29 protein-coding genes are annotated in these 24,996 nt (G+C 55.4%); 16 read left to right on the top strand and 13 right to left on the bottom strand.

The features are described 5' to 3' along the window. Window positions 1-43 precede the first annotated feature (43 nt). The 3 genes from hslV (at window position 44) to JQR90_RS03470 (ending at window position 2,369) form a co-directional block, all read left to right on the top strand. Window positions 44-571, top strand: coding sequence for an ATP-dependent protease subunit HslV (gene hslV / locus JQR90_RS03480; protein WP_010797022.1), 528 nt, complete (start codon window positions 44-46; stop codon window positions 569-571). Window positions 572-590: 19 nt separating this feature from the next. Next, complete coding sequence (gene hslU, locus JQR90_RS03475; RefSeq protein ID WP_010797021.1) at window positions 591-1,934, top strand: ATP-dependent protease ATPase subunit HslU; 1,344 nt, start codon at window positions 591-593, stop codon at window positions 1,932-1,934. A 63-nt stretch (window positions 1,935-1,997) separates the two neighbouring features. Next, the gene (locus JQR90_RS03470) at window positions 1,998-2,369 is read left to right on the top strand and encodes a gamma-butyrobetaine hydroxylase-like domain-containing protein (RefSeq protein ID WP_010797020.1); all 372 of its coding nucleotides are present in this window, start codon (window positions 1,998-2,000) and stop codon (window positions 2,367-2,369) included. A 3-nt stretch (window positions 2,370-2,372) separates the two neighbouring features. On the opposite strand, the gene JQR90_RS03465 is transcribed toward JQR90_RS03470, so the two are convergent. Next, entirely contained in the window at window positions 2,373-2,651 is a 279-nt protein-coding gene (locus tag JQR90_RS03465) for a polyhydroxyalkanoic acid system family protein (RefSeq protein WP_019363978.1), read from the bottom strand. A gap of 192 nt (window positions 2,652-2,843) precedes the next feature. Here JQR90_RS03465 and ubiE point away from each other — a divergent pair, with 192 nt between their 5' ends. Genes ubiE through JQR90_RS03420 form a run of 9 tightly spaced genes read left to right on the top strand, consistent with a single transcriptional unit; the run spans window position 2,844 to window position 8,780 of the window. Further along, entirely contained in the window at window positions 2,844-3,614 is a 771-nt protein-coding gene (ubiE, locus tag JQR90_RS03460; RefSeq protein WP_010797018.1) for a bifunctional demethylmenaquinone methyltransferase/2-methoxy-6-polyprenyl-1,4-benzoquinol methylase UbiE, read from the top strand. After that, window positions 3,614-4,231: a ubiquinone biosynthesis accessory factor UbiJ gene (locus tag JQR90_RS03455; protein WP_010797017.1), complete on the top strand. Its 618-nt coding sequence runs from the start codon at window positions 3,614-3,616 to the stop codon at window positions 4,229-4,231. Before ubiE ends, JQR90_RS03455 begins: the two co-directional genes overlap by 1 nt. A gap of 3 nt (window positions 4,232-4,234) precedes the next feature. Continuing rightward, complete coding sequence (ubiB, locus tag JQR90_RS03450; RefSeq protein WP_010797016.1) at window positions 4,235-5,833, top strand: ubiquinone biosynthesis regulatory protein kinase UbiB; 1,599 nt, start codon at window positions 4,235-4,237, stop codon at window positions 5,831-5,833. A 55-nt stretch (window positions 5,834-5,888) separates the two neighbouring features. Then, window positions 5,889-6,290, top strand: a complete 402-nt coding sequence (hisI, locus tag JQR90_RS03445) for a phosphoribosyl-AMP cyclohydrolase (protein ID WP_010797015.1) — start codon at window positions 5,889-5,891, stop codon at window positions 6,288-6,290. Continuing rightward, window positions 6,283-6,615 (top strand): phosphoribosyl-ATP diphosphatase, encoded by a 333-nt coding sequence (locus JQR90_RS03440; protein WP_010797014.1) that lies wholly within the window; start codon window positions 6,283-6,285, stop codon window positions 6,613-6,615. The genes hisI and JQR90_RS03440 overlap by 8 nt, the downstream gene beginning before the upstream one ends. A gap of 19 nt (window positions 6,616-6,634) precedes the next feature. Beyond that, window positions 6,635-6,877, top strand: a complete 243-nt coding sequence (locus JQR90_RS03435) for a twin-arginine translocase TatA/TatE family subunit (protein WP_010797013.1) — start codon at window positions 6,635-6,637, stop codon at window positions 6,875-6,877. A gap of 9 nt (window positions 6,878-6,886) precedes the next feature. After that, window positions 6,887-7,288, top strand: coding sequence for a Sec-independent protein translocase protein TatB (gene tatB, locus JQR90_RS03430; protein WP_010797012.1), 402 nt, complete (start codon window positions 6,887-6,889; stop codon window positions 7,286-7,288). Then, the gene (tatC, locus tag JQR90_RS03425; RefSeq protein ID WP_010797011.1) at window positions 7,285-8,076 is read left to right on the top strand and encodes a twin-arginine translocase subunit TatC; all 792 of its coding nucleotides are present in this window, start codon (window positions 7,285-7,287) and stop codon (window positions 8,074-8,076) included. Before tatB ends, tatC begins: the two co-directional genes overlap by 4 nt. Next, window positions 8,073-8,780 (top strand): 16S rRNA (uracil(1498)-N(3))-methyltransferase, encoded by a 708-nt coding sequence (locus JQR90_RS03420; RefSeq protein ID WP_434140452.1) that lies wholly within the window; start codon window positions 8,073-8,075, stop codon window positions 8,778-8,780. The genes tatC and JQR90_RS03420 overlap by 4 nt, the downstream gene beginning before the upstream one ends. A gap of 66 nt (window positions 8,781-8,846) precedes the next feature. On the opposite strand, the gene mdoH is transcribed toward JQR90_RS03420, so the two are convergent. The 4 genes from mdoH to pip all read right to left on the bottom strand — a co-directional run bounded on the left by mdoH (window position 8,847) and on the right by pip (window position 14,570). After that, window positions 8,847-11,447, bottom strand: coding sequence for a glucans biosynthesis glucosyltransferase MdoH (gene mdoH, locus JQR90_RS03415; protein WP_010797009.1), 2,601 nt, complete (start codon window positions 11,445-11,447; stop codon window positions 8,847-8,849). Continuing rightward, window positions 11,440-12,939, bottom strand: a complete 1,500-nt coding sequence (locus JQR90_RS03410; protein ID WP_100217696.1) for a glucan biosynthesis protein G — start codon at window positions 12,937-12,939, stop codon at window positions 11,440-11,442. Before JQR90_RS03410 ends, mdoH begins: the two co-directional genes overlap by 8 nt. Window positions 12,940-13,170: 231 nt before the next feature. Further along, complete coding sequence (gene dtd / locus JQR90_RS03405; protein ID WP_010797007.1) at window positions 13,171-13,608, bottom strand: D-aminoacyl-tRNA deacylase; 438 nt, start codon at window positions 13,606-13,608, stop codon at window positions 13,171-13,173. Then, complete coding sequence (pip, locus tag JQR90_RS03400) at window positions 13,605-14,570, bottom strand: prolyl aminopeptidase (RefSeq protein ID WP_010797006.1); 966 nt, start codon at window positions 14,568-14,570, stop codon at window positions 13,605-13,607. The genes dtd and pip overlap by 4 nt, the downstream gene beginning before the upstream one ends. Before the next feature lie 102 nt (window positions 14,571-14,672). On the opposite strand from pip, the gene JQR90_RS03395 reads away from it, so the two are divergent. Together JQR90_RS03395 and JQR90_RS03390 are read left to right on the top strand one after the other, a co-directional pair. Beyond that, window positions 14,673-15,098, top strand: coding sequence for a hypothetical protein (locus JQR90_RS03395; RefSeq protein WP_010797005.1), 426 nt, complete (start codon window positions 14,673-14,675; stop codon window positions 15,096-15,098). Window positions 15,099-15,165: 67 nt separating this feature from the next. After that, complete coding sequence (locus JQR90_RS03390; protein WP_434140449.1) at window positions 15,166-15,990, top strand: hypothetical protein; 825 nt, start codon at window positions 15,166-15,168, stop codon at window positions 15,988-15,990. 47 nt (window positions 15,991-16,037) lie between these two features. Here the strand turns inward: JQR90_RS03390 and JQR90_RS03385 are convergent, their stop codons facing one another. The 8 genes from JQR90_RS03385 to ftsY all read right to left on the bottom strand — a co-directional run bounded on the left by JQR90_RS03385 (window position 16,038) and on the right by ftsY (window position 22,022). Continuing rightward, the gene (locus JQR90_RS03385) at window positions 16,038-16,547 is read right to left on the bottom strand and encodes a YbhB/YbcL family Raf kinase inhibitor-like protein (RefSeq protein WP_073449575.1); all 510 of its coding nucleotides are present in this window, start codon (window positions 16,545-16,547) and stop codon (window positions 16,038-16,040) included. Between the two features lie 11 nt (window positions 16,548-16,558). Beyond that, window positions 16,559-17,116, bottom strand: a complete 558-nt coding sequence (locus JQR90_RS03380) for a lipocalin family protein (protein ID WP_010797002.1) — start codon at window positions 17,114-17,116, stop codon at window positions 16,559-16,561. After that, entirely contained in the window at window positions 17,113-17,370 is a 258-nt protein-coding gene (locus tag JQR90_RS03375) for a hypothetical protein (protein ID WP_010797001.1), read from the bottom strand. The genes JQR90_RS03380 and JQR90_RS03375 overlap by 4 nt, the downstream gene beginning before the upstream one ends. A gap of 38 nt (window positions 17,371-17,408) precedes the next feature. Then, the gene (locus JQR90_RS03370) at window positions 17,409-17,705 is read right to left on the bottom strand and encodes a hypothetical protein (RefSeq protein WP_019363964.1); all 297 of its coding nucleotides are present in this window, start codon (window positions 17,703-17,705) and stop codon (window positions 17,409-17,411) included. A 113-nt stretch (window positions 17,706-17,818) separates the two neighbouring features. After that, the gene (gene rpoH / locus JQR90_RS03365; RefSeq protein ID WP_010796999.1) at window positions 17,819-18,673 is read right to left on the bottom strand and encodes an RNA polymerase sigma factor RpoH; all 855 of its coding nucleotides are present in this window, start codon (window positions 18,671-18,673) and stop codon (window positions 17,819-17,821) included. Window positions 18,674-18,862: 189 nt separating this feature from the next. Further along, window positions 18,863-19,873 carry a permease-like cell division protein FtsX gene (gene ftsX, locus JQR90_RS03360; RefSeq protein ID WP_010796998.1) on the bottom strand — a complete coding sequence of 337 codons (1,011 nt, stop codon included), beginning with the start codon at window positions 19,871-19,873 and terminating at the stop codon, window positions 18,863-18,865. Next, window positions 19,870-20,541 carry a cell division ATP-binding protein FtsE gene (gene ftsE / locus JQR90_RS03355; protein WP_010796997.1) on the bottom strand — a complete coding sequence of 224 codons (672 nt, stop codon included), beginning with the start codon at window positions 20,539-20,541 and terminating at the stop codon, window positions 19,870-19,872. The genes ftsX and ftsE overlap by 4 nt, the downstream gene beginning before the upstream one ends. Continuing rightward, window positions 20,538-22,022, bottom strand: a complete 1,485-nt coding sequence (gene ftsY, locus JQR90_RS03350) for a signal recognition particle-docking protein FtsY (RefSeq protein ID WP_434140445.1) — start codon at window positions 22,020-22,022, stop codon at window positions 20,538-20,540. Before ftsY ends, ftsE begins: the two co-directional genes overlap by 4 nt. A gap of 152 nt (window positions 22,023-22,174) precedes the next feature. Here ftsY and JQR90_RS03345 point away from each other — a divergent pair, with 152 nt between their 5' ends. Then, entirely contained in the window at window positions 22,175-23,542 is a 1,368-nt protein-coding gene (locus JQR90_RS03345) for a M16 family metallopeptidase (RefSeq protein WP_010796995.1), read from the top strand. Next, complete coding sequence (locus tag JQR90_RS03340; protein WP_010796994.1) at window positions 23,539-24,996, top strand: M16 family metallopeptidase; 1,458 nt, start codon at window positions 23,539-23,541, stop codon at window positions 24,994-24,996. Before JQR90_RS03345 ends, JQR90_RS03340 begins: the two co-directional genes overlap by 4 nt.

Below are 24,996 nucleotides of genomic sequence, written 5' to 3'. Positions count from 1 at the left end.
CCATATCTCCGGCAATCGCTTAAGGCATAGCAGGAGAACACCCTTGACCACTATCGTTTCAGTGCGTCGCAACGGCAAAGTCGTCATTGGCGGCGATGGCCAGGTATCCCTGGGTAATACCGTCATGAAGGGTAACGCACGTAAAGTCCGTCGCCTTTACCACGGCCAGGTGCTGGCAGGTTTCGCCGGCGGCACCGCGGATGCGTTCACTCTGTTCGAGCGCTTCGAGCAGCAACTCGACAAACATCAGGGCCATCTGGTCCGTGCCGCGGTAGAACTGGCCAAAGACTGGCGTACCGATCGTGCACTTCGCCGCCTGGAAGCCATGCTGGCAGTAGCCAACAAGGATGCCTCGCTGATCATTACCGGTAACGGCGATGTCGTCGAACCAGAAGAAGGCCTGATTGCCATGGGCTCCGGTGGCCCCTATGCACAAGCGGCCGCTCGTGCCCTGCTCACGCATACCGAGCTGAGTGCTCGAGAAATTGCCGAGACTGCGTTGAACATTGCGGGAGACATTTGTGTCTTCACTAACCGTAACCTGACTATTGAGGAGCTGGACGCTTCCTGAGTCCGGCCGGAATAACGACATGTCTATGACTCCACGTGAAATCGTTCACGAACTTAATCGCCATATCATTGGCCAGGATGATGCAAAGCGCGCCGTAGCCATCGCTCTGCGTAATCGCTGGCGTCGCATGCAGCTTCCACTGGAGCTGCGCGCTGAAGTCACTCCCAAGAACATTCTGATGATTGGCCCGACAGGTGTAGGTAAAACCGAGATCGCCCGTCGACTGGCCAAACTGGCGAATGCACCCTTCCTGAAGGTAGAAGCCACCAAGTTCACTGAAGTGGGCTATGTAGGCCGCGACGTTGAGTCCATCATCCGCGATCTGGCTGATGCTGCCGTTAAAATGCTGCGTGAGCAGGAAATCGTCAAAGTCCGTCATCGTGCAGAAGATGCTGCCGAAGAGCGGATTCTTGATGCACTGCTACCGCCTGCACGTGCAGTAGGTTTCAGTGAAGAGCCGACTCGCAGCGAAGACTCCAACACGCGTCAACTCTTCCGCAAGCGCCTGCGTGAAGGCCAGCTGGATGACAAGGAGATTGATATCGAAGTGGCTGAAGCGCCAGCAGGTATCGAGATCATGACTCCGCCCGGCATGGAGGAAATGACCAGCCAGTTGCAAAACCTCTTCTCCGGCCTGAACAAAGGCAAGATGAAGGCTCGCAAGCTCAAGGTTAAAGAAGCCTTCAAGCTGATCCGTGACGAGGAAGCTGCTCGTCTGGTCAACGAGGAAGAACTCAAGGCACGTGCCCTGGAAGCGGTCGAGCAGAACGGTATCGTCTTCATCGACGAGATCGACAAGGTTGCCAAGCGTGGCAACACCAGTGGCGCTGACGTATCCCGCGAGGGCGTACAGCGCGATCTGCTGCCACTGATCGAAGGTTGCACGGTAAATACCAAGCTAGGTATGGTCAAAACCGACCACATCCTGTTTATCGCCTCGGGCGCGTTCCACTTGTCCAAGCCCAGCGATCTGGTACCTGAGCTTCAGGGACGTCTGCCAATCCGTGTAGAACTCAAGGCCCTAACACCTCAGGACTTCGAGCGCATTCTCACTGAACCGCACGCTTCACTGACAGAGCAATACCGTGAGCTGCTCAAGACTGAAGGCCTGGACGTCGAGTTCACGCCTGAAGGGATCAGCCGCATTGCGGAAATTGCCTGGCAGGTCAATGAGAAGACGGAAAATATTGGTGCGCGCCGCCTGCATACGCTATTGGAGCGACTGCTGGAGGAAGTCTCGTTCAGCGCTGCTGATCTGGCAGGCCAGCAGAATGGCGAGCCTATTCGGATCGATGCTGCCTATGTCAACGGCCATCTGGGCGAGTTGGCACAGGATGAGGATCTGTCGCGCTATATTCTGTAAGGACGTCGACAACCTATCGCTCGCAGCCTCAAGGCTGCGAGCTTATCAGCGAGACCTATTGCCATGCGTTTGCCCACGGCCATCCAGCTGCACAAAGCATCCAAAACCCTCACCGTTCAATACGATACCGAGTCCTTTACGCTGCCTGCTGAATTTCTGCGCGTTCACTCGCCCTCTGCAGAAGTACAGGGTCACGGCAACCCCGTCCTGCAATTTGGCAAGAAGAACGTAGGCATCAGCCAAATCGAGGCAGCCGGTCAGTACGCATTGAAAATTACGTTCGATGACGGTCACGACAGTGGCTTGTTCACTTGGGAATACCTGTATGAACTCGGCCGCAATCAGGAGCAGATGTGGGCCGAGTACTTGTTTGCACTGGCCCGGGAAGGCAAGTCCAGAGATCCGGATGTATCCGTCGTCAAACTGATGCTATAACGCTCAAGCCTGTAGCGCTTTATCCAACTTCTTCTCGATTTCATGCTCAATCTGTGAGCTCAGGGCCGAGAAGAAGAACCCCAAGGTTGCGTCGACACGCACCTTGTCTTCGCCTACCTCGATACGCCCATCAACACCTGTACGGGAAAATTGCAGCGTATCACCCTCCCAACGGCACTCCACACCGTAATCACGCGTTAGCTTTTCGGCCAGCGCCCCCGCCTTGGCACGCGCAGTTTCAAGGCCTAGTGAATGGGAACGTTCGACACTGATTTGGGACATAGGAAGTACTCCAGCGAATTCGCCTGCGACTATAGCGGGGGCTGTCATGCACGAAAAGCACGAGAACTACCAAGTCAGGATGACCCATCTCATGGAATACCTATTTTCTAATGACTTTATCCGGCAAGAATGGACATCTCAGCGCATCAGCACTGCTAGAATGGTTGCTTATTCAAATGCAGGTGAAGCGTCATGAGCGATCAGCGCAAGGGCCCGGAGGCCGATCCCGTCACTCATTTCGGCTACCAGAGTGTGCCGGAAAGTCAGAAAGCTCAAAAAGTGGCCGAAGTGTTCCACTCGGTTGCAGCCAAATATGACGTGATGAATGACTTGATGTCTGCAGGCGTTCATCGCTTGTGGAAACGTTTCACGATCGAACTGTCCGGGGTTCGAAGTGGTAACCGCGTGCTGGATATTGCTGGCGGCACAGGCGACCTGACTAAACAGTTTTCCCGCCTGGTGGGCCCACGTGGTGAGGTCGTGCTGGCAGATATCAACGACTCGATGCTAAAGGTCGGTCGTGATCGCCTGATGGACGAAGGTATTGCCAACAATGTCAGCTTCGTACAGGCAGATGCTGAAAAGCTGCCCTTCCCAAATAATCACTTTGATTGTGTGACCATCGCCTTTGGATTGCGTAACGTGACCCACAAGGAAGCCGCTATCGCATCCATGCTACGCGTACTCAAGCCGGGCGGGCGTCTTCTGGTACTGGAGTTCTCCAAGCCGACCAGCCAGCTCCTGTCCAAGGCCTATGATGCTTACTCCTTCAGCCTTCTGCCGTTCATGGGCAAGCTGATCGCCAATGATTCGGCCAGTTACCGTTACCTGGCGGAGTCGATTCGCATGCATCCTGATCAGGACACGCTTAAAGCCATGATGGAAACCGCTGGATTTGAGCGCGTGACCTACCACAATATGACAGGTGGCATTGTTGCCCTGCACCGTGGCATAAAACCCTGATGATCCTACTGACCCAGGCCGTACTGGCTGCGCTGGAGCGCGGCCTGAATCCCTTACTGGCAATGGACGCTGTGGCGGGCCGCCGTCTTGCACGCCTGCAAGGCAAGGTCATTGCCATAGATTGTGCGGCTCCCCGTTTCACGCTGTTCATCCTTCCGGCCTATGATGGTCTGCATTTTGCCGCCCACCATGAAGCAGAAGTCGACTGCACGCTGAAAGCACCTGCGTCTCGATTGGCTCAGCTGGCCTTGAGTCAGAACAAAACAGCGATCTTGCACAGCACCGATGTAACGCTTGAGGGGGATAGTGCAGCACTGATAGAGCTATCCGATATCCTGCAGAGCCTGGAGCTGGACTGGGAATACGAGCTCTCTCGCTGGCTGGGTCCAGTGCCTGCTGCACTGCTTGGACAATTCGTCCGAAAAGGGCGCGGGTGGACGGATCAAAGCCATGAGAGTTTGCGTCAAAGCCTGTCTGACTGGCTATCTGAAGAAAGTCGCACCCTGGTTGGACGTCGGGAAGGTGATGCTCGCTTTGCGGAAATCGATGCCTTGCGTCTAACTGTAGATCGTCTCGAGGCGCGTATCGCCCGCCTTGCTCAACGCAGACATAAATAACCAATGAAGCTGTTTGCTGCCCTTCGACGCCTGCTGCGTATTTTCCTGGTTGTTGTTCGCTACCGCCTGGATGATCTGGTTTATGCGCTTCCACTGCCCTGGTATTTACGCCTGACAGGTTACTTTCTGCCATGGCGTTGGTTGCCTCGCCCTCGCAAGTCGCTGTCCCGAGGTGCTCGGTTGCGCCTTGCGCTAGAAGGTCTGGGCCCTGTTTTCATCAAGTTTGGCCAGATTCTTTCTACGCGCCGCGATCTTTTACCGGAAGACGTGGCCAATGAGCTTATGTTTCTCCAGGACAAGGTTCCTCCCTTTCCTGGGGAGAAAGCCATTGCGCTGATCGAGTCTCAACTGGGCGCGCCCATTGCCCAGGTTTTCAGCCGCTTCGATATCACGCCGCTGGCCTCCGCTTCCGTCGCTCAGGTACATGCAGCACAGCTCCGAACAGGTGAAGAGGTAGTCGTCAAGGTCGTGCGACCAGGCCTGAAGCCTGTTATTTCTCAAGACCTGGCCTGGCTGTTTCTGCTGGCACGTATGGCAGAACGCGTTTCGGCCGAAGCGCGCCGTCTGCACCCCGTCGAAGTCGTCACGGATTATGAGAAGACCATCTACGATGAGCTCGATCTCTTACGTGAAGCAGCCAACTCCAGTCAGCTCAGAAGAAACTTCGAAGACTCTTCTCTGCTTTACGTTCCGCAGGTTTACTGGGACTGGTGCCGCCCTCGGGTACTGGTCATGGAGCGCATCTATGGCATCCCTGTGACTGACCTGAATGCCCTGCGAGACCAAGGCACAGATTTCAAGCTCCTGGCCGAGCGAGGGGTCGAGATCTTTTTTACCCAGGTGTTTCGCGACAGCTTTTTCCACGCGGACATGCATCCTGGCAATATCTTTGTCAGTACGGCGCACCCCTGGGATCCGAAATACATCGCGGTAGACTGCGGCATCATCGGGAGCCTTACACCTGAGGATCAGAATTATCTGGCCAGAAACTTGATGGCGTTCTTTCAGCGCGACTACCGCAAGGTGGCCCAGCTCCATATCGATTCAGGCTGGGTGCCGGCAACTACACAGGTCAACGAGTTCGAAGCAGCGATTCGAACTGTGTGCGAGCCGATTTTTGAAAAACCACTGAAAGATATTTCGTTTGGCCAATTGCTACTGCGTCTGTTCCAAGTGGCACGCCGGTTCAACATGGAGATTCAGCCTCAGCTGGTACTGCTTCAAAAAACGCTTCTGAATATTGAAGGGCTTGGACGCCAGCTTTATCCTGACCTGGACCTGTGGGCGACAGCCAAACCCTATCTTGAGCGCTGGATGCGCCAGCGCATGGGACCTACCCAGGTACTACGCAATATCCAGCAGCAGATCGAGCAGATCCCGCACCTGGCCCAGATGACCCGTGACACACTGGAGCGCATCACCCAACCCCATCGCAATGATCCACCCAACCCGTGGGGAAGACGAGACAACGCCTGGTTGCCCCGGCTATTTGGAGTCCTGCTGATTGGCGGTGCCTTCCAGACTGGATTTCAGTCCACGCCTGAAGGCTGGCCCGCCTGGATCATGCTGGTAACAGGCATCTATCTGGTCATTCGTGGCTAGGCAGGTCGTGCCAGCGCTGTCAGACTAATAATGTGTGTAATTTGCCGGGTAGACCATGAAAGACTGGCTTGAAGAAATCAACTGGAACAGTGACGGACTCGTACCGGCAATCGCTCAGGATTATCAGAGCGGGCGCGTCTTGATGATGGCCTGGATGAACCGTGAGTCCCTCGCTTTGACGGTAGCTGAGAATCGTGCCATCTATTGGTCACGTTCAAGGCGTAAGCTATGGCGTAAGGGGGAGGACTCGGGTCATGTACAGAAGCTGCATGAGCTGCGTCTGGACTGCGATGCTGATGTCGTCATCCTCATAGTTGAGCAGTTAGGTGGTATTGCCTGTCACACAGGACGTGAAAGTTGTTTTTATCGTCGGTTTGAAGAGGGAGCCTGGAAAACGATTGATCCGGTTCTGAAAGATCCCGACGCGATATACACGCCAGGTCATAGCCATGAGTGATACGCTAAACAAAATTGCAGAGGTGCTTGAATCCCGCAAGGGCGCAGCGCCTGAAAGCTCCTATGTCGCCAGCCTTTACCACAAGGGGCTGAACAAGATCCTTGAAAAGGTAGGAGAAGAATCCATAGAAACCATCCTGGCGGCCAAAGATGCGGCCAGCAATGGAGACTCGACGGACCTTATCTATGAAACAGCAGATCTCTGGTTTCATAGTATGGTCATGCTGGCTGCGCTAGGCCAACATCCGCAGGCAGTGCTTGATGAATTGGATCGCCGCTTTGGGCTATCTGGACACGCTGAAAAAGCTGCTCGATCCGAATCCTGATTCTTGATGAGGTAATGTTATGGGTATTTTTGACTGGAAACACTGGATCGTCATCCTGATCGTTGTGGTACTGGTATTTGGTACCAAACGCCTTAAAACCCTAGGCACCGATGTAGGCGAGTCGATCAAGGGCTTCCGTAAGGCGATGAATACGGAAGAAGAGGAGAAGCCTGCGCAAGATCAGCAGAAGCCTCCACTCAATCAGCCCCATACGATTGACGCTCAACACCACAAGGTTGAAGAGCCCGCCCGTAAGGATTGAGTACCTATTATGTTTGGCATCAGCTTCAGTGAGTTAGCCCTGATAAGCCTGGTCGCCTTGCTGGTTTTAGGCCCAGAGCGCCTGCCAGGCGCTGCACGCACTGCAGGCCTGTGGATCGGTCGTCTCAAGCGTAGCTTCAATAACATACGGCAAGAGGTGGAACGTGAAATTGGTGCCGACGAAATACGGCGCCAGCTTCACACTGAGAATCTCTTGTCCTGGGAGCAACGCGACAAGACCCGCCAGGAGACAGGTAATCCAGCACCGTCGGCTGAAACACCTACGCCGCCTAGCGATGACTCATCTGTCGTCAAGGATGACTTACCTGTCGTCAAATCGGCTCCGCCCAGTAACGTGACTCCGCCCGCCAGCGAGTCAAAGGATCAGCCTTCTCCACCGCGAGCCCCATGAGCGAAAAAAAACCTGAATATGAAGACCAGGAAATGCCTCTGGTCTCTCACCTGACTGAACTGCGGTCACGCTTGCTGCGCTGTGTGCTGGCGACGTTCCTGATTTTCGCCTGTCTGTTCTACTTCGCCCAGAAGATCTACGCTTTCGCGTCGGAACCTATCCGCAGGTTTCTGCCCGAAGGCGCCACGATGATCTCGACAGACGTCACGTCGCCGTTCCTTGCGCCCTTCAAGTTGACGCTTATTGTTTCCCTTTTTCTGGCCATGCCCGTCATCCTTTATCAGGTCTGGGGATTCATTGCGCCAGGTCTTTACAAGCATGAAAAGCGCGTCGCGCTTCCCTTGCTGATTTCAAGTATTTTGCTGTTTTACGCTGGAATGGCGTTTGCCTATTTCCTGGTCTTCCCGCTGATTTTCCACTTTTTCTCAAGCATCACGCCGGAAGGCGCCATGATGATGCCGGACCTGAACAGCTACTTGGATTTCATACTGACGCTATTCTTTGCATTTGGCGCTGCCTTTGAAATCCCTGTCGCAACCGTTCTGCTGATCTGGATCGGTATCGTCGATGTGGCCTACCTCAAGAAGGTACGTCCGTACGTCATTATCGGATGCTTCGTAGTAGGCATGATCCTGACGCCACCGGATGTGCTTTCCCAGACCATGCTGGCGATTCCCATGTGGCTCCTGTTTGAAATTGGCCTCCTGTTTGGACGCTTCGTTCGAAAACGTGAGCCACACGAAGAAAAGACCTCGCACGAGGATCAGCCACCAGCGACTCATTCGTGAATCTGCTGCTGCTAGAACAGGAGGACTTCGTCGGAGACAATGAAGTCCTCCTTAAAGACCGGCGCTTTGCCCACCTGAAAGACATTCACCAAGCTGAGCGTGGTGATTCACTGAGGGTCGGCATGTTGAATGGTTTGATGGGCGAAGGCGAAATTCTTGACCTCACGCCTGATTCAGCACGCATCAAACTTCAGCTGCACCAACCTGCCCCGCCTAAACTGCCCATAACACTCATTTTGGCGCTGCCGCGACCCAAGATGCTGCGTCGAGTATTGCAAGGCATCTCTTCGATGGGTGTAGCCCGGTTGGTTCTCATCAACAGCTATCGGGTTGAAAAGAGCTTCTGGCAAACCCCCTTTCTTGCCCCCTCCGCTATTCGAGAGCAGCTGATTCTTGGCTTGGAGCAAGCACGAGATACCGTTTTACCTGAAGTCATCATAGAGAAACGGTTCAAGCCCTTTGTCGAGGATCGTCTTCCATCATTGGCGAAAGGGACGATTGGGCTGACTGGCCATCCTGGCTATTACCCACCCTGCCCTCGTGAAGTAAAAGGCCCCGTAACGCTGGCAATCGGCCCGGAAGGCGGCTGGATCCCTTATGAGGTGGATATGCTGCAAGAGGCAGGGCTTGACCCTGTTCAACTGGGTGAACGTATCCTGCGTGTAGAAACAGCCGTTACAGCGCTCCTGGCCCGCCTGTTCTAACATCTGTCGCCAATAAAAAAGCCCCAGCCATATTCTGACTGGGGCTTTTCATATGCCTTCTCAACCTTAGCGAGCAGGATTCACTGCAAGTGAAGCACTGTCTGCGTCAGGAAGCGCACTTGTTTCGGCAGATGCAGGTGCGGGCAGAATGCGTCTGTACGCCTCCACCCAACGATCACGTGCTTCACCTGATTGCCACACCTGCAGATGCAGACGCGACATTCCAACAGGATCGCTCAAGATAGCCCACTGTGCATCCGAGTGCTTCTCGGGACCGTCTGCTAGTACTTTTTCCAGGCGCTGCTGACGTAGTGCTTCGGCCTGAGGCACAACCTTGGCATGTCTTGCCTTGGCCATTCCACATGCCAGTGCGTTAATCAGCGGATCGACTACGGCCTGCAGGAAACCATGACGAAGAACGGTTTGGTTATTCTGCTGCAAGTACTCGTCGGTCGCCACCAGCTCACGAGGCGGATTGTATTCTTCCGGAATCAGGAAGAAGCTGGAACGACGCGCCGCCATGCCGTAATTGGTACGGCTTGAGATGACTGACACCGGAGCGGAAAGCATCAGTGACACCACAATAGGCGATAGCCACCAGAGGAAACGTGGGTCCAACCAGGCTACACCGGCCGTCCAGATAATACCTAGCAGCATTTGTGAGCCATGACGCTTGAAGGCCTCGCTCCAAGGCGTGGCATCATCGTCACGCTGAGGCGAATTCCATTGCACTGACCAGCCCAGGAAGGCGGCAGTCACGAATACCGTATGGAACAGCATGCGTACAGGCGCCAGCAGAACCGAGAACAGCATTTCCAAGAGCATCGAACACAGCAACTTGAAACCGCCGCCGAATTCTTTTGCCCCCTTGGCCCAGATCAGGATGACGCTGAGCAGCTTTGGCAGGAACAACAGAATCAACGTGGTCGAGAACAAGGCAATTGCCTGCTCGGGATGCCACTGTGGCCAGACTGGGAACAACTGCCTTGGCTGCAGGAAGTACTGCGGCTCCATGAGCTTGTGTACGGCTAGAAGTGCAGTGGATAGCACCAGGAACAGGAACCAGAGCGGTGCCGACAAATAAGACATCACACCGGTCAGGAACACGGCCCGGTGTACCGGGTGCATACCCTTTACCAGGAACAGCCGGAAATTCATCAGGTTGCCATGGCACCAACGGCGGTCACGCTTGAGCTCATCCAGCAGGTTAGGCGGAAGCTCTTCGTAGCTACCGGGCATGTCGTATGCAATCCAGACTCCCCACCCTGCACGACGCATCAATGCAGCCTCAACGAAGTCGTGGGAAAGGATGGCACCTGCAAACGAGCCTTTACCGGGTAGAGGCGCCAATGCGCAATGCTCGATGAACGGCTTCACGCGAATGATTGCGTTATGTCCCCAATAGTGGGATTCACCCAGCTGCCAGAAATGCAGGCCCGCCGTGAAGAGCGGCCCGTACACCCGGGTAGCAAACTGCTGGAGACGCGCATAAAGCGTATCCATACCTGAAGCTTTGGGTGCGGACTGGATGATACCTGCTCGCGGATTAGCTTCCATCAGGCGCACAAGGCCCGTGAGACATTCACCGCTCATGACGCTATCAGCATCCAGCACGACCATATAGCGGTACTGGCTGCCCCAACGGCGGCAGAAGTCATCGATATTACCGCTCTTGCGCTTCACACGGCGGCGACGACGGCGATAGAAAATCTTGCCGTAACCTTTTACCGCATGGCAGAGCTCAAGCCAGGACTTCTGCTCGGCAACACATTTGTCCGGATTGTTACTGTCACTCAGGATAAAGAAGTCGAAATGCTCAAGCTGCCCGGTCGCCGCTACAGACTCATAGGTCGCACGCAAACCGGCAAACACCCGAGCGACGTCTTCGTTGGCGATCGGCATGACAATGGCGGTACGCGCCTCAGGCGCAATCACTTCGTCCCCGACAGTACTGGCGGAAATACTGTACTTATCCCGTCCGGTCAGTAGCTGCCAGAAGCCCATCAGGGCCGTCCAAAAACCGGCAGAAACCCAGCAGAACAAGGTTGCAAACAGCAGAAGGATACTGGTCTGCAACACATAGGGAAGCACCTGCCTGGCAGACTCCAGAAGCCCTTGATCCCAGACCTCTCCAAGATCGACCAGTGACCACCCTTGATAGGGCAGAACAGCTTTCATGTACCAGGTAGCGATACCTGTCTGAAGGAGCATGAGAACCAGCAGGATGAAACGACGGAAAGCCCCTACTTTGCGCCAGTGAGCGTGTGCGTCCGCCTCCTCATCAGGTACCTGACGAGCCTCCTGTTTGCGACCCAGCAGACGATGCCATATACGTACTACGGGATTGGTACGCCATGGCTCCGGCAACATCTGGGACCGCGTGATGGCAGGCATGGTACGGATATTGGTCCGCCCCTGAGTATCAACGGTAAGCAGGTCACCTTCGGACAGGGCATCACCCCAACCCATTTTCAAGCGTGCTTCTACAGAACTCAGTGCAGGATCATTTCCAACAGACTCAGTGGACGCAAGCTTTCCATGCAGGGAAGCCAGGCCCTCAGCGTCGGTACTGCCTACACCGCTCGCGAGTTGCTGCCGCTCGGCCTCCCCGAGCGGCAAGCGCTCGAGGTAGTCCTGAACGGGTGTTGTTTCTTTACGGTTATTCATTGGCAGGCAACTGATAGCTCCAGGTTTCGGTCAGCGTCTTATCGCCTTCCGCCAACGCAGCACGTATCTCTACGGGCTTGGTAGCGTCCTTGACCTTCAGACGCAGCGTCAAACGCCAGCCTTTGGTGACAGGGTTATAACGAACATTGTTTTCAATCAGATCACCATTGTCGTTAAGGCTGACCTGCGAGGCCACCTGTGCACTTTCCGGCAGGTTCTTGAGAACTGGGCCTTCAAAGTCAATGATGAAGGCGGTGCTTCCATCTGCCTGGCGAACCAGATTGGGCTGCTTGACGTCGCCGGTCGAGAGGCGAGTTTGCTGAACCCAGGCCACATCAGGCGAGTGCAGAGCAGGCTCGTCCATGGTGAAATGCAGACGATAGCTCAGATCAATCGGCTCACCGGCCTGAGGTATGGTGTCTGGTGTCCAGAAGGCAACGATGTTGTCGTTGGTTTCGTCTGGTGTCGGTATCTCGACCAGCTCGACTTTGCCTTTGCCCCAGTCACCCTTGGTTTCAACCCAACCGCTTGGCCGCAGATCGTAACGATCATCCAGATCTTCGTAACGGCTGAACTCACGGCCGCGCTGTAGAAGACCGAAGCCCTTGGGGTTTTCGACTGTATAGGTGCTGATGGAAAGACGCTTGGGATTATTCAGCGGACGCCAGATCCACTCGTCATTACCCGCATGAATGGCCAGGCCATTGGAATCGTGCAGGGCTGGACGATAGTTGACCTGCGGGCTTGGCTGATTGGGTCCGAACAGGTACATGCTGGTGAGTGGCGCAATGCCCAGCTTGCCTACATTATCGCGCAGGTAAACGCGCGCCTGCACATCAACTGTGCTGTCGCTACCAGGGGTAACGACCATCTTGTAGGCACCCGTAGCACGGGGAGAATCCAGCAAGGCGTAAATCACCAGGTTACGGCGGTCCGGCTGTGGGTGCTCGACCCAGAACTCACGGAAGCGAGGGAATTCTTCGCCGGACGGCAGGGCGGTATCGATCGCCAGGCCACGCGCAGACAGGCCATACACCTGATCCTTGCCTACTACACGGAAATAGCTGGCGCCCAACATGGTCACAAACTCATCCTGCTTGTCGGGCTTGTTCAGCGGATAGGTTATGCGGAAACCGGCAAATCCCAAATCCTTGAGGGCAGCCTGATCCAGCTGCAGATTGCCGAAATCGAAATAGGATGGATCGTACTTGACCTCGTTGACACCCGTTGCCGTGACTTCATTGATCTTCACTGGCACGTCGAAATGCATGCCCTGATGATAGAGGTTCAGCTGGAACGGCGTTTTCTCTCCAGACCAGAGCGCCTTGTCCTGGCGGAAACGGATCTGCTGGTAATCAGCGAACTTCATGTCACGGAGAACGGCAGGCAGATTGCTCTTGGGCGCAGCGAATTTTTGTTCGGCAAGGCTTTTGGCCTGCACTGATACGTCATCGAGGCTAAACGCCCAGGCCTTGGCCCCAAACATTGCCATGATGGCCGTAAAACTCAGCACGATAGCCTTAGCCTTACCTGGCTTGGAATTAGTATTCAAATACAACGCAGCCCCCTTAATCAGCGTACGAATCGTTGAACGACGCATGGCCATTCACGGATAAGCAGTCGTCGGACTGACAAGATCGCGAATGATTCCGCACAAAGCGTGTCGGTCGTTCCAAACTGCGCAATCATAGACACTTCCAGAAAACCTGTAAGAGTCTGTTGCTCAAATAGATAATAAAAATGTTACCGGACCATCATTGGTCAGTGAAACTTGCATATCGGCCCCAAAACGACCTGTTGCCACATGGGCGTGGCGGTAACGCGCAAGTCCTACCAGATGCGAGAACACCGCCGCGCCCTGTGCAGGCGGCGCTGCGGTCGAGAAGCTTGGACGCAAACCACTTTGCGTATCCGCCACCAGCGTAAACTGCGAAACCAGTAGCAACCCACCTCCTGCATCCGTAAGCGAGCGATTCATTCGCCCTTCCGCGTCCGAAAAAACCCGGTAATTAAGAACTTTGTGCAGCATTTTTTCGCAAGTTACTTCATTGTCCGTCGGTTCTATGCCCACCAAGGCCAGAAGCCCCTGGTTGATCTCACCGACTATCTCACCGTCTACCTCTACACGCGCCTGCGTGACGCGCTGTATAAGGACTTTCATTCAGCCTCCGGGGGAACATCGAGCAACTGTCGTGCCATGGCATCGGTTGCACGTACCAAGGCATCACAGATGCCCGGTTCGCCACCGGCATGACCTGCGTCGCGCACGATTTGCAACTCACTATTAGACCAGGCCTTGTGCAAGGCCCAGGCATTATCCAGCGGACAGACCACGTCATATCGTCCATGAACGATGACACCGGGAATATGGGCGATCTTGGGCATATCCCTGATCAATTGGTTGGGCTCAAGAAACGCATTGTTGACAAAGTAGTGGCACTCTATGCGCGCAATGGACAATGCGTGCTCTGAAAATCGCTCGACCACATCAGGATTTGGTCGAAGCGTCGCCGTACGCCCCTCCCAACAGGACCAGGCTCTGGCAGCGCCCATCTGGGCAATTTCATCAGGGCAACTGAGCCGCTTGTAATAGGCCTGCATCAGGTTGCCTCGCTCCTGTTCAGGAATCGGTGCGAGATAGTCTTGCCAGTAGTCGGGGAACAGACGGCTCGCCCCATCCTGATAGAACCAGTGGAAGTCCTCAGGCCGACATAGAAAGATGCCTCGAAGGATCAGGGCATGTACACGATCCGGGTGCGTCTGCGCATAGGCCAGCGCCAGAGTCGATCCCCAAGAGCCGCCAAAAAGTACCCATTTTTCAATTCCCAGATGCTCACGGATACGTTCCATGTCAGCAACCAGGTCCCAGGTTGTATTGCGCTCCAGACTGGCATAAGGGGTTGAGCGCCCGCACCCACGCTGATCGAATGTGACAATCCGGTAAAGACCTGGATCAAAGAACCGCCGGCTCAACGCGTCGCAGCCTGCACCGGGTCCTCCATGAATGAACAGCACAGGTAGGCCATCCGGTGAACCGCTTTCGTCCAGATAAAGGACATGAGGATCATCTACAGCAAGTGTGTGGCGGGCGTATGGCTTGATTTCCGGATAGAGGCTGTGCATGTTACTCCCCTTCGGGCTTGTCAGTGGCGATAAAGCATCGTCGTGTTTGTCCGTGCTATAGCCATCATAGCGCTAACCTAACCAGGAAAAGGAATTCTCGTGATGCGTTTGACCACCTGTCTGCTCATTTCTTCACTTCCGTTATTTATCGTGGGCTGCAAAAGCGATCCTCAGCAAGCACTCGACAAGGCAGCTGATCAATTGCAAGCCAGCCTGGAAGCCAAGAAAACCGGAGCGGTATATGAGCAACTGCACCCACAGTTTCTGGCCCAGCAACAGAACGATCGTGCGTGGGCCCGCCAAACCATGGCAGGTATGTTTCTAAAATATCGCAATATCCATATCGTTACCTTCCGCAAACACAGTCAGATCGATGCCACTTACCAGAACAAAGGCTATACGGATGCCGAGGTAGGCATGACAGGGGCTGAAGGCCTTCTGCCTGATGCGGCCCGCCACTACAGTGTAAGGCTGGAGTGGTGGAAAGAAGGCGACGACTGGAAGCTGGCGCGAGCGGATTGGCAGTAAATGATTGTTATACCCCACGTGTACACTCACGTACGAGACACACTCATTCTCTGATCGGAACGTTTCCATGTCTTCAGCCGACTCTGTACACCTGCTGATTATCGATCCACAAAATGACTTTTGTGATATTGCGGATGCTGCGCTTCCCGTCCCAGAGGCAAGTGCCGATCTCCGAAAGGTTGCCAGCTTAATCCACATGTGGGGACACAGGCTGGACGCCATTCATGTCACGCTGGATTCTCACCAACCCTTGCACATAGCGCATCCGTCCTGGTGGCAGGATGCCGAAGGGCACTCCCCTCCTCCGTTCACGGTTATTTCTGTGGATGATATCGAGCAGGGCCGCTGGACAGCCTGCGTGTCGGAAAAGCAGAGCTATAGCCTTGAATATGTGAAAGCTCTGGCCGAGCGTGGGCGATATCAGTTGACCATATGGCCGGAGCATTGCCTGATCGGAAGCTGGGGGCATAATGTCTATACGCCCCTGCTCAAAGCACTCAATGAATGGGGCAGGACGCGCTTGAAGACGGTCCATTACATTCCGAAGGGCAGCAATCCCAACACAGAGCATTACTCCGCTATTGCCGCTGAAGTGCCAGATCCTGACGATCCAGGTACACGATCCAATATCCATCTGTTGAATCAACTGGAACAGGCTCAGACTGTACTGATCGCCGGCGAAGCCCTCTCTCACTGCGTCGCAGGAACCATAAGAGATATCGCGGATCACTTGGGCGAGACCAATCTTCACCGCCTCGTGCTGCTCACCGACTGCTCGCATGCAGTACCCGGCTTCGAACATCTGGCGGAATGCTTTATTGAAGAAATGAAGACCAAGGGCGTCAGATGCCTGACCAGCAAAGAGGCTGAGCCCCTACTCGCCGCGTCATAAGACGTACATAACGATCGGCCATCGCTTTGTGCAATGGCCGATACGCTTTATTTCAACTCATACAGACCGGTATAAGTTGCGGAGGCGATCTGGTTCAGATGCGTCATGAACCGTGCTACTGCATTGGTAGCCTCTGCCGGCACAGGCAGGCTTTCGACTGCCAGCGCGTGGATTTGAAAGATATACCGGTGCGCTTTATCGCCTTTTGGCGGCGCGGCCCCACCAAATCCAACGGTTCCATAGTCATTGCGCAGCTGTAGAGCGCCTTTTGGCAGCAGGCTTCCATCCGCGTAGCCTGCGCCTTCCGGCAAGTTTGTGACATCGGCAGGTATGTTCACCACAACCCAGTGCCAGAACCCGCTGCCGGTTGGAGCGTCGGGATCGTACACCGTCAAGGCGAAACTCTTGGTTCCCGGCGGAGGATTCTCCCACATGAGCGCTGGTGAAATATTTTCACCCGATACGCCAAAGGCCTCAACATCAAATTCCTGGCGCTTTGACATCAAACCATTATCAGCGAACGCATCGGTCCACAGGCGAAACTCCGAATCGGCCATGCTTGCCCCCTTTAGTTGGATGGCTGGCCTCGCCAGACCAGCCTGGATGTATCAAATCCTTTGGCTTTAGCGATGCCAAGAAAGGTATCGCGCTGCTGCTGGGTGATCTCGGCTGAGCGAGATAGGAACCAGAGATACTTGCGATCAGGGCTCCCTACCACGGCATTATGGTATTCAGGGTCAATATAAAAGACCCAATAAGGGCCCTTGGCTATATTGGGAAATACGCCGCTGAACCAAGTATCGAAGCGCACTTCCAGTCGGTCCGTTACACCAGGCTTCATTGGCGAGGCAACACCGGTCGCCTGATCCCAATCGCCAGAGTTCGTCAGACAGCGATTGAGCACCGCAACATTCCCATCGTCACGCAGATGGTAATGCGCCTCGGACTGAACGCAGCTGCGCTGGAAAAACATGGGCAGGCGCGCCTGCTCATACCATGTCCCCTGATAGCGCTTCAGATCAAGCGAACCGACGGTTTCAGGCGGTGGTGTCTTGGTCGAACTGGCACAGGCGACCAACAATCCTGCCGCGCCAGCCAGTAGTAAAAGCTTGGTAGATGTTTTCATCGCAACCCCTGTCCTGCATACATGACAACCTTGTCGTTGACATACTGCACGCTGATGAACGCGGAAGACTGATCACCCCATGTGCAGCTTGATAACCCCAACGCACCGGAACACTCTGTAGGCTTGCCCAATAGCTCTTCGACCTCGGCCTTGGTTTGGCCAGCCTTGAGCCGATTGTAATTTTCCTGATTGATCTTGCTGCAGCTGATCAGCCACAAGCAGCTCAGCATCACTACGAACACGCGAAACTTCATCCTGACTCCTAACCTGGACCGGAGGGCTGACACCATCCTCACTCTCTGATGAACTCCTGACCGAGCCCTTTCAAATGCCCGTTGTCATCTATGGTCCAGACTTCAGAAGTAGGCGGCATATCGACACGCAGCCCCTCATCGACCAGGGTGGCACCATAGGTTTGTGGGGAAAGCGCATCGCCCGTGACCGTCACACGCCATGCGACTTCCTCCGGCGCGATTTGCAACTTGACCTGACCTGCATTGAGACTTTTCCACTTGCCTTCAAAATCGTCATGACTGCCACAACCGGCGAGAAGAACCGATGTAAAAAGCATCAGTAAAAATGATTTCATAGCAGTCCCCATCTCCCTCAGCAGCATTTAGAACCTAACCTTATACAAGGGGTTCGTTATTTCCGGGCAATAAAAAACCCCGCTTGAGGCGGGGTTCGCTTTTGAATCAACCCTTAGGCAGCGATCTTGCCCTTGAGCTTGTTCATTGCATTTTTCTCGAGCTGACGAATACGCTCAGCCGATACGTTGTACTTGGCAGCCAACTCGTGCAGTGTAGCCTTGTCTTCAGCCAGCCAGCGCTGGTAGAGAATGTCACGGCTACGCTCATCCAGGCCTTCCAACGCCTCATGCAGATTGGCCGAAGAGTTATCGCTCCAGTCGGACTCCTCCAGCTGACGAGCCGGATCGTAGCGATTGTCTTCAAGATACTGCGCGGGCGATTGGAACGCCGTATCGTCGTCTGCATCGGAAGCCGGATCAAAAGCCATATCCTGGCCCGTCAGACGACTTTCCATTTCGCGTACTTCACGCGGCTCGACGCCCAGCGTGCTGGCAACCGCCTGAACCTCGTCATTGTTCAGCCAGGCAAGACGCTTCTTTTGGCTACGCAGGTTGAAGAACAACTTGCGCTGGGCCTTGGTAGTAGCCACTTTCACGATGCGCCAGTTACGCAGGATGAACTCGTGTATCTCAGCCTTGATCCAGTGGACGGCAAACGATACGAGACGGACACCCATTTCAGGGTTGAAACGCTTTACAGCCTTCATCAGGCCGACGTTACCTTCCTGGATCAGATCTGACTGGGCCAAACCATAGCCCGAATAACTTTTGGCAATATGTACGACAAAACGCAGGTGCGCGAGCACCATTTGCCGTGCCGCCTCTAAATCCTGGTTATAGAAGAGGCGTTCGGCCAGTTCGCGCTCCCGCTCCGGCGTCAGCATGGGAATGCTGTTCACAGAGTTGACATAGGCCTCCAGGCTAGCGCCAGGAACCAATGTTGGAACAGGTTGCAGAGAATTGGTCATGCGAATCCTCCGATTCACTTATGCACAGGGCAGTGTATCACTGAAGAATCAGACAGAAAACAAGACTAACAGTTCCCCAAAAAAGAACCTATAGCCTTTAAAATCAATCACTTAAATAGTCACTATCAATCAAATCGATAGCTTTACATCATAATTTGAGACAGTTGTTTGATTCATGAATCGGCGCCCTTATCGGGGCGCCAACTCTCTCAGATGGCGAGCCACCGCCAGCCAGGCGCCAATGTAACCCAGCAGTATTGCACCAATAAGTAACTGGATGCCTTCATCCATGGACACGCTGGCCAGCGCAAAATCGCTGCCGTAAAGACCGGCCAGCTCGATGACAGCCTCGTTAAGCCAGTTCAAGCCAAAAGCCAGTAGTGCCCAGGCTGCAATACCGGCGCCTATCCCATACATGGCGCCCATGTACAGGAAAGGTCGCCGCACATAACCGTCAGTACCGCCTACCAACTTTATGACCTCGATTTCGGTCCTGCGGTTTTCGATGGCCAGACGAATTGTATTCCCGATGACGAGTAGCAGGGCTACGATCAGAACGATTGTAAGCCCAAACACGAACCGCTCACCCAGCTTCAGAATGGCGGTCAGTCGCTCGACCCATTGCATATCGAGCTGTACCTGCTGTACGCCAGATAGCTCAGCCAGACGACTGCGCAGCATGTCCAGCCGACCTTTATCAATCTCCTGCGGCGTCACGGAGATCACCGAAGGCAACGGATTTTCTGGCAGTTCCTTCAAGGCTTCGCCCAGACCAGCCTGCTGTTGAAGCTCTTGCAGAGCCTCGTCACGTCCGATCCAGTGCACCTCACTGACATCAGGTAGCGCTGCAATCTGTTCCTGTAATTGCTTGCCTTGAGCTTCGTCCAGATTAAGGTCAAGAAAGACAGAAATTTGGGCCGCGCGCTGCCATGAGCCGCCGAGCCGCTCCACATTGTTCAGCAGCAGCGATACACCCATCGGCAGCGCAAGGGCAATTCCCATAACCAGGCAGGTCAGAAAGCTTCCGATCGGCTGTCGGCCCATCCGCCACAGACTGTCACGCAAGCCAATAAGATGCGCTTCGAAATAGGCATGTAACGGGCTGCGCCAATCCTGCTTCGGCTTGGCTGTCTTGCGACGTTTGGGCTTTTCCGGTTTTTCACCCTGTACGTCGCCGCGTGGAAGTTCCTTGGCACTCATGTAGGACTCTCCTCATCCCCGATCAGACGGCCACGCTGCAGCGTCAGCATACGATGACGCAGGCGTGCGATCAGGGCATGGTCGTGGCTGGCAATCAGTACAGTGGTGCCAAGGCTGTTGATGTCCTCGAACACACCCATGATTTCGGAGGCAAGCCGCGGATCGAGGTTACCGGTTGGCTCATCCGCCAGCAGCAAGGCTGGTCGGTGTACGACAGCCCGCGCGATCCCGACGCGCTGTTGCTGACCGGTAGACAGGTCCGACGGATAGTCTTCGAGCTTGTCCTTCAGACTGACCCGCTCCAGCGCCATGGTCACACGTTTGGCAATCTCGGCCTTGGACAACCCCAGGATCTGTAGAGGCAAGGCTACATTGTCGAACACGGTACGGTCGAACAGGAGCTGGTGGTTCTGAAACACCACACCGATCTGACGACGCAGGAATGGAATCTGCGCATTGCTGATCCGCGAAATATCCTGTCCAGCCAGCGAAAGCTTGCCACTGGTGGGTCGCTCCATCGCCAGGATCAGGCGCATCAGGGTGCTCTTGCCGGCACCGGAGTGACCGGTAATGAACAGGATCTCCCCGCGCTCCGCACGGAACGATAACTCATGCAAACCGATATGCCCGTTCGGGTAACGTTTACTGACCCGATCGAAATGAATCATGTCGTCTCCCGCTCAGCGAACAACGCTCGAACGAAGGGCTTGGCTTCGAACTCACGCAGATCGTCAATGCCTTCACCTACACCGATGTAACGGATAGGCAGGCTCATCTGCTTGGCCAGCGCGAAAATGACGCCACCCTTGGCAGTACCGTCGAGCTTGGTCAGCGCAAGGCCGGAGAGCGGAACGGCAGCATGGAATTGCTTGGCCTGATTCATGGCGTTCTGGCCGGTACCTGCATCCAGCACCAATAAAGTCTCATGCGGGGCGGATTCGTCCAGCTTGCCAATGACGCGGCGCACCTTGCGCAGCTCTTCCATCAGGTTGTCCTTGGTGTGCAGACGACCGGCCGTATCGGCAATCAGAACATCGATGCCACGCGCCTTCGCAGCCTGCACGGCATCATAGATAACCGAGGCAGAGTCAGCGCCGGTGTGCTGTGCGATGACGGGAATGCGGTTACGCTCCCCCCAGACCTGCAACTGCTCGACCGCTGCGGCACGGAATGTATCGCCAGCAGCCAGCATGACCTTCTTGCCCTCAAGCTGGAGTTTTTTGGCCAGTTTGCCAATGGTGGTGGTTTTACCCACACCGTTCACGCCAACGACCAGGATAACGAATGGCTGTGTGGACTTATCGATGGCCAACGGCAGCTCGACAGGTGTCAACAAGCCAGTTAACTCTTCCTGCAATGCCTGATAAAGCGCCTCACTGTCCGCAAGCTGTTTACGTGCAACCCGCTGGGTAAGGTTCTTCATGATGGTGGTAGTCGCCTCGACCCCCACATCAGCCATCAATAGCCGGGTCTCCAGCTCATCGAGCAAATCATCGTCGATGGCTTTCTTGCCCAGGAACAGGCTGGCCATCCCTTCGCCAATGCTGGCGCTGGTCTTGCTCAGCCCTTGCTTGAGGCGAGCGAAAAAGCCCAGTTTTGTCGGTGCCGCGGGCTGTGGTGCCAGCTCCGGTTCGGACTCCGGTTCTGCTTCTAACTCTGGCTCTGGCTCTACAACCGACACGACAGGCTCGGCTACTGGCTCAGGCTCAGGCTCAGGCTCAGCAACTGGTTGGAGCTCGGCCGTCCTCGATTCGTCCAGCCGCTCGGGCTCAATGAATACAGGCTCAACAGGCGCCGGCATAGCAGGCTCAGGCTCTGGCTCAACTGCAGGCGCTTGCAAAGAAGGCTGCACCGTTTCAGGCTGGCGTGGCGGCTCGACCGGCTGCGCCTGAATCGGCTCCGGCTGAAAGGCTTCTACGCTTTCATCCTGCTCGGCTACCGGTGCGGGCGTCTCGGTCTCCTCAGCAGGAGGTAGCTGGGTTGAAGGAATAGCGTCAGCCGGCTCGGGGACCGGCTCCGGGTGTACTACCGGCTCGACAGCCGTTTCTGGCTTAGCCTCGGTTGTCTCCTGCGGCTTCTTGCGAAACCAACTGAAGAACCCTTTCTTTTCCCCTGCGGGAGGGGACTTTTTATCGTCGGAACCAAACATGCAAAGGTCTATCTCAAGGGGCGGGCACGCTGTGGCAAATCCATAAAGATGTGCTGCCAGGCGTGGCCGGCATGAAAAGGGATGCGTATCCTAGCACCTCATCGCTTGCTGGCGCTAAAGACCGGCAAGCCCTGGAATGAGTTCATAGATTGATGACAGTCTTCTCTCGACGTACTACTGGTCTGCTGTTCAGCCTGCTCTGCGCGCCGCTTACCGTCCTGGCCGCCGAGACCCAACCCACGCACGAATACACACTCGACAATGGTTTGAAAGTGGTTGTTCGAGAAGATCATCGTGCTCCTGTCGTGGTTTCACAACTCTGGTACAAGATCGGCTCAAGCTACGAGACGCCCGGATCGACCGGCCTTTCCCATGCCTTGGAACACATGATGTTCAAGGGCAGCAGCAAGATGGGTCCTGGAGAGGCCTCCCTGGTTCTGCGTGATCTCGGAGCAACCGAGAATGCCTTCACCACGGACGATTACACAGCCTATTACCAGGTGATGGCCAAGGATCGTTTGCCTGTGGCGCTTGAGCTCGAAGCCGATCGCATGGCCACCTTACGCCTACCTGCCGATGAATTCAGCCGCGAGATAGAAGTCATCAAGGAGGAGCGTCGCCTGCGCACTGACGATCAGCCAATGGCACTGGCCTACGAGCGTTTCAGCGCGGCGGCCTATCCTGCCAGTGGCTACCGCACGCCAACCATTGGCTGGCCTGCTGATCTTAAACGCATGAACATCGACGATCTGCGGCACTGGTATCAATCCTGGTACGCGCCCAACAATGCGACTCTGGTTGTAGTGGGCGATGTGACCGGGGAAGACGTAAGACAGATGGCTCAACAGTACTTTGGCCAGATTCCCAAGCGGGACCTGCCACCTGCCAAGCGCCCGCTTGAACTCCAGGCACCAGGTGAACGCCGTCTGATCCTTCCCGTTCGTACGCAAATCCCCAGCCTCATGATGGGATTCAACGTGCCCGGTTTTGCCAGTGCAGAGAATCAACGGGATGTGCATGCCTTGCGCCTGATCTCAGCGCTGCTCGATGGTGGCTACAGCGCCCGTCTCTCCACTCAACTGGAGCGTGAGCAGGAGCTGGTTACCGGCGCCTCGGCCTCATACGAGTCCTACACTCGCGGCGACAGTCTGTTCATGCTCAGCGCCATGCCCAACCTGCAAAAGGGCAAGACCCTGGCAGATGTCGAAGCCGGCCTTTGGGCGCAACTGGATGCGCTCAAGCAAACGCCACCGAGCACCGCCGAACTTGAGCGCGTCAGAGCGCAGGTGATCGCCAGCCTTGTCTATGAGCGCGACTCAATTACAGCCCAGGCCAGCAATATTGGTCAATTGGAAAGCATCGGCGTGTCCTGGCACGAGATGGATAACGAGCTTGCAGATTTGCAATCTGTCACTCCGGCTGATCTACAGCGTGTTGCACGCACTTACTTCACTCGCGATCGCCTGACAGTCGCCCACGTGATTCCCGAGACCCAGACACAGCAGGAGGCTCGCCCATGAACGTCCGCTTTTCTTATGCATGGGGCACCTTGCTCAGCCTGACGCTGCTTGGCGGCTGCCAGAACACTTCCCCCGTGGCGGACAGTGCAGCGGCCCATCCTAAACTGGAATCACTGCAGGCGCTGAGCAAGACAGCTCCGGTTACCCGCAAGCTCGATATCCAAAGCTGGAGAACTCCAGAAGGCGCGCGCGTCATGTTTGTAGAAGCCAATGAGCTGCCCATGTATGACCTCCGCCTGACATTTGCAGCCGGTAGCAGCCAGGACGGCAACACACCAGGCATCGCCACGATGACCAATGGCATGCTCAACGAAGGCATTGCAGGAATGGACACTACCGCAATAGCCATTGGCTTCGAAAATCTGGGTGCCAATTTCTCAAACGGTGCCTATCGCGACATGGCCGTTGCCGGGCTGCGTACCCTGTCCGACCCGACTAAAAGTGACCCGGCGCTCGATCTCTTCACCAAGGTGGTAGGTCATCCTACGTTTCCTGCCGCCCCGCTGGAGCGTATTCGAAATCAATTGTTGACCAGCATCGAATACAAGAAACAGGACCCCGGCGCTCAGGCAGGTGATGCGCTGATGAAACAGCTCTACGGCAGTCACCCCTATGCGCACCCCAGCATGGGTACGGCTGAATCGCTGAGGTCGATCACACCTGCTCAGCTACGCACCTTTCATCAGCGTGCGTATACAGCAGGCAATGTGGTCATCGCGTTGACAGGTAATCTGACCCGCCCCCAGGCCGAAGCCATTGCCGCCAAGGTATCCCGCGCTCTACCCAAGGGCCCTGCCCTGCCGTCGGTAGCCAAGCCGCAACCACCTAAACCGGGCGTTACGCATATCGAGTTTCCCTCACAGCAGACGCACCTCATGCTGGCCGAGCAGGGTATCGACCGCCGGGACCCTGATTACGCCGCGCTATATCTGGGCAACCAGATCCTGGGTGGGGGCGGGTTCGGCACTCGTCTGATGACAGAAGTCCGCGAAAAGCGCGGATTGACCTATGGTGTTTATTCCGGCTTTACGCCGATGCAGGTCGCGGGCCCCTTCACGATCGGCCTGCAAACCCGAGCCGAGATGAGCCAGAACACATTGGGGCTTGTGCAAAACATCGTCCGCCAATACCTCAAGGAAGGGCCGACACAGAAGGAGCTGGATGATGCCAAGCGTGAAATATCAGGCAGCTTCCCGCTCTCGACCGCCAGTAACAGTGCGATCGTCGCCCAGCTCGGCATGATTGGTTTCTACGACCTGCCACTCGACTTTCTGGACACCTTCATGAAGCAGACGCAAGCCGTGACTACGGATCAGGTGCGCGAAGCCATGGCCCGGCATTTGAATCCTGATGGCTTTGTCATCGTGACGGCAGGCCCAACCGTTGCCCAGCAACCTTTGCCAGCGCCGGTTGAGCGCGGCAATACACCGCCTCCCAGCGTACCGGAGCATTGA

It is taken from the genome of Pseudomonas sp. JZ114, assembly GCF_051027705.1.
Taxonomy (GTDB): Bacteria; Pseudomonadota; Gammaproteobacteria; order Pseudomonadales; family Pseudomonadaceae; genus Chryseomonas; species Chryseomonas luteola.
This window is presented reverse-complemented; position numbering and strand designations above follow the sequence as displayed.

Bases quoted from the DNA above. Each gene is read 5' to 3' on its own strand.
- JQR90_RS03380 (WP_010797002.1), bottom strand. From the start codon at position 17,116: ATGAAAACATCTACCAAGCTTTTACTACTGGCTGGCGCGGCAGGATTG.
- ftsE (WP_010796997.1), bottom strand. From the start codon at position 20,541: ATGATTCATTTCGATCGGGTCAGTAAACGTTACCCGAACGGGCATATC.
- dtd (WP_010797007.1), bottom strand. From the start codon at position 13,608: ATGAAAGTCCTTATACAGCGCGTCACGCAGGCGCGTGTAGAGGTAGAC.
- ftsY (WP_434140445.1), bottom strand. From the start codon at position 22,022: ATGTTTGGTTCCGACGATAAAAAGTCCCCTCCCGCAGGGGAAAAGAAA.
- JQR90_RS03435 (WP_010797013.1), top strand. From the start codon at position 6,635: ATGGGTATTTTTGACTGGAAACACTGGATCGTCATCCTGATCGTTGTG.
- tatB (WP_010797012.1), top strand. From the start codon at position 6,887: ATGTTTGGCATCAGCTTCAGTGAGTTAGCCCTGATAAGCCTGGTCGCC.
- JQR90_RS03465 (WP_019363978.1), bottom strand. From the start codon at position 2,651: ATGTCCCAAATCAGTGTCGAACGTTCCCATTCACTAGGCCTTGAAACT.
- JQR90_RS03440 (WP_010797014.1), top strand. From the start codon at position 6,283: ATGAGTGATACGCTAAACAAAATTGCAGAGGTGCTTGAATCCCGCAAG.
- JQR90_RS03455 (WP_010797017.1), top strand. From the start codon at position 3,614: ATGATCCTACTGACCCAGGCCGTACTGGCTGCGCTGGAGCGCGGCCTG.
- ftsX (WP_010796998.1), bottom strand. From the start codon at position 19,873: ATGAGTGCCAAGGAACTTCCACGCGGCGACGTACAGGGTGAAAAACCG.
- hisI (WP_010797015.1), top strand. From the start codon at position 5,889: ATGAAAGACTGGCTTGAAGAAATCAACTGGAACAGTGACGGACTCGTA.
- JQR90_RS03375 (WP_010797001.1), bottom strand. From the start codon at position 17,370: ATGAAGTTTCGCGTGTTCGTAGTGATGCTGAGCTGCTTGTGGCTGATC.
- hslU (WP_010797021.1), top strand. From the start codon at position 591: ATGTCTATGACTCCACGTGAAATCGTTCACGAACTTAATCGCCATATC.
- JQR90_RS03470 (WP_010797020.1), top strand. From the start codon at position 1,998: ATGCGTTTGCCCACGGCCATCCAGCTGCACAAAGCATCCAAAACCCTC.
- ubiB (WP_010797016.1), top strand. From the start codon at position 4,235: ATGAAGCTGTTTGCTGCCCTTCGACGCCTGCTGCGTATTTTCCTGGTT.
- JQR90_RS03340 (WP_010796994.1), top strand. From the start codon at position 23,539: ATGAACGTCCGCTTTTCTTATGCATGGGGCACCTTGCTCAGCCTGACG.
- ubiE (WP_010797018.1), top strand. From the start codon at position 2,844: ATGAGCGATCAGCGCAAGGGCCCGGAGGCCGATCCCGTCACTCATTTC.
- JQR90_RS03395 (WP_010797005.1), top strand. From the start codon at position 14,673: ATGCGTTTGACCACCTGTCTGCTCATTTCTTCACTTCCGTTATTTATC.
- JQR90_RS03370 (WP_019363964.1), bottom strand. From the start codon at position 17,705: ATGAAATCATTTTTACTGATGCTTTTTACATCGGTTCTTCTCGCCGGT.
- JQR90_RS03385 (WP_073449575.1), bottom strand. From the start codon at position 16,547: ATGGCCGATTCGGAGTTTCGCCTGTGGACCGATGCGTTCGCTGATAAT.
- JQR90_RS03410 (WP_100217696.1), bottom strand. From the start codon at position 12,939: ATGGCAATGTTTGGGGCCAAGGCCTGGGCGTTTAGCCTCGATGACGTA.
- tatC (WP_010797011.1), top strand. From the start codon at position 7,285: ATGAGCGAAAAAAAACCTGAATATGAAGACCAGGAAATGCCTCTGGTC.
- JQR90_RS03345 (WP_010796995.1), top strand. From the start codon at position 22,175: ATGACAGTCTTCTCTCGACGTACTACTGGTCTGCTGTTCAGCCTGCTC.
- rpoH (WP_010796999.1), bottom strand. From the start codon at position 18,673: ATGACCAATTCTCTGCAACCTGTTCCAACATTGGTTCCTGGCGCTAGC.
- JQR90_RS03390 (WP_434140449.1), top strand. From the start codon at position 15,166: ATGTCTTCAGCCGACTCTGTACACCTGCTGATTATCGATCCACAAAAT.
- mdoH (WP_010797009.1), bottom strand. From the start codon at position 11,447: ATGAATAACCGTAAAGAAACAACACCCGTTCAGGACTACCTCGAGCGC.
- pip (WP_010797006.1), bottom strand. From the start codon at position 14,570: ATGCACAGCCTCTATCCGGAAATCAAGCCATACGCCCGCCACACACTT.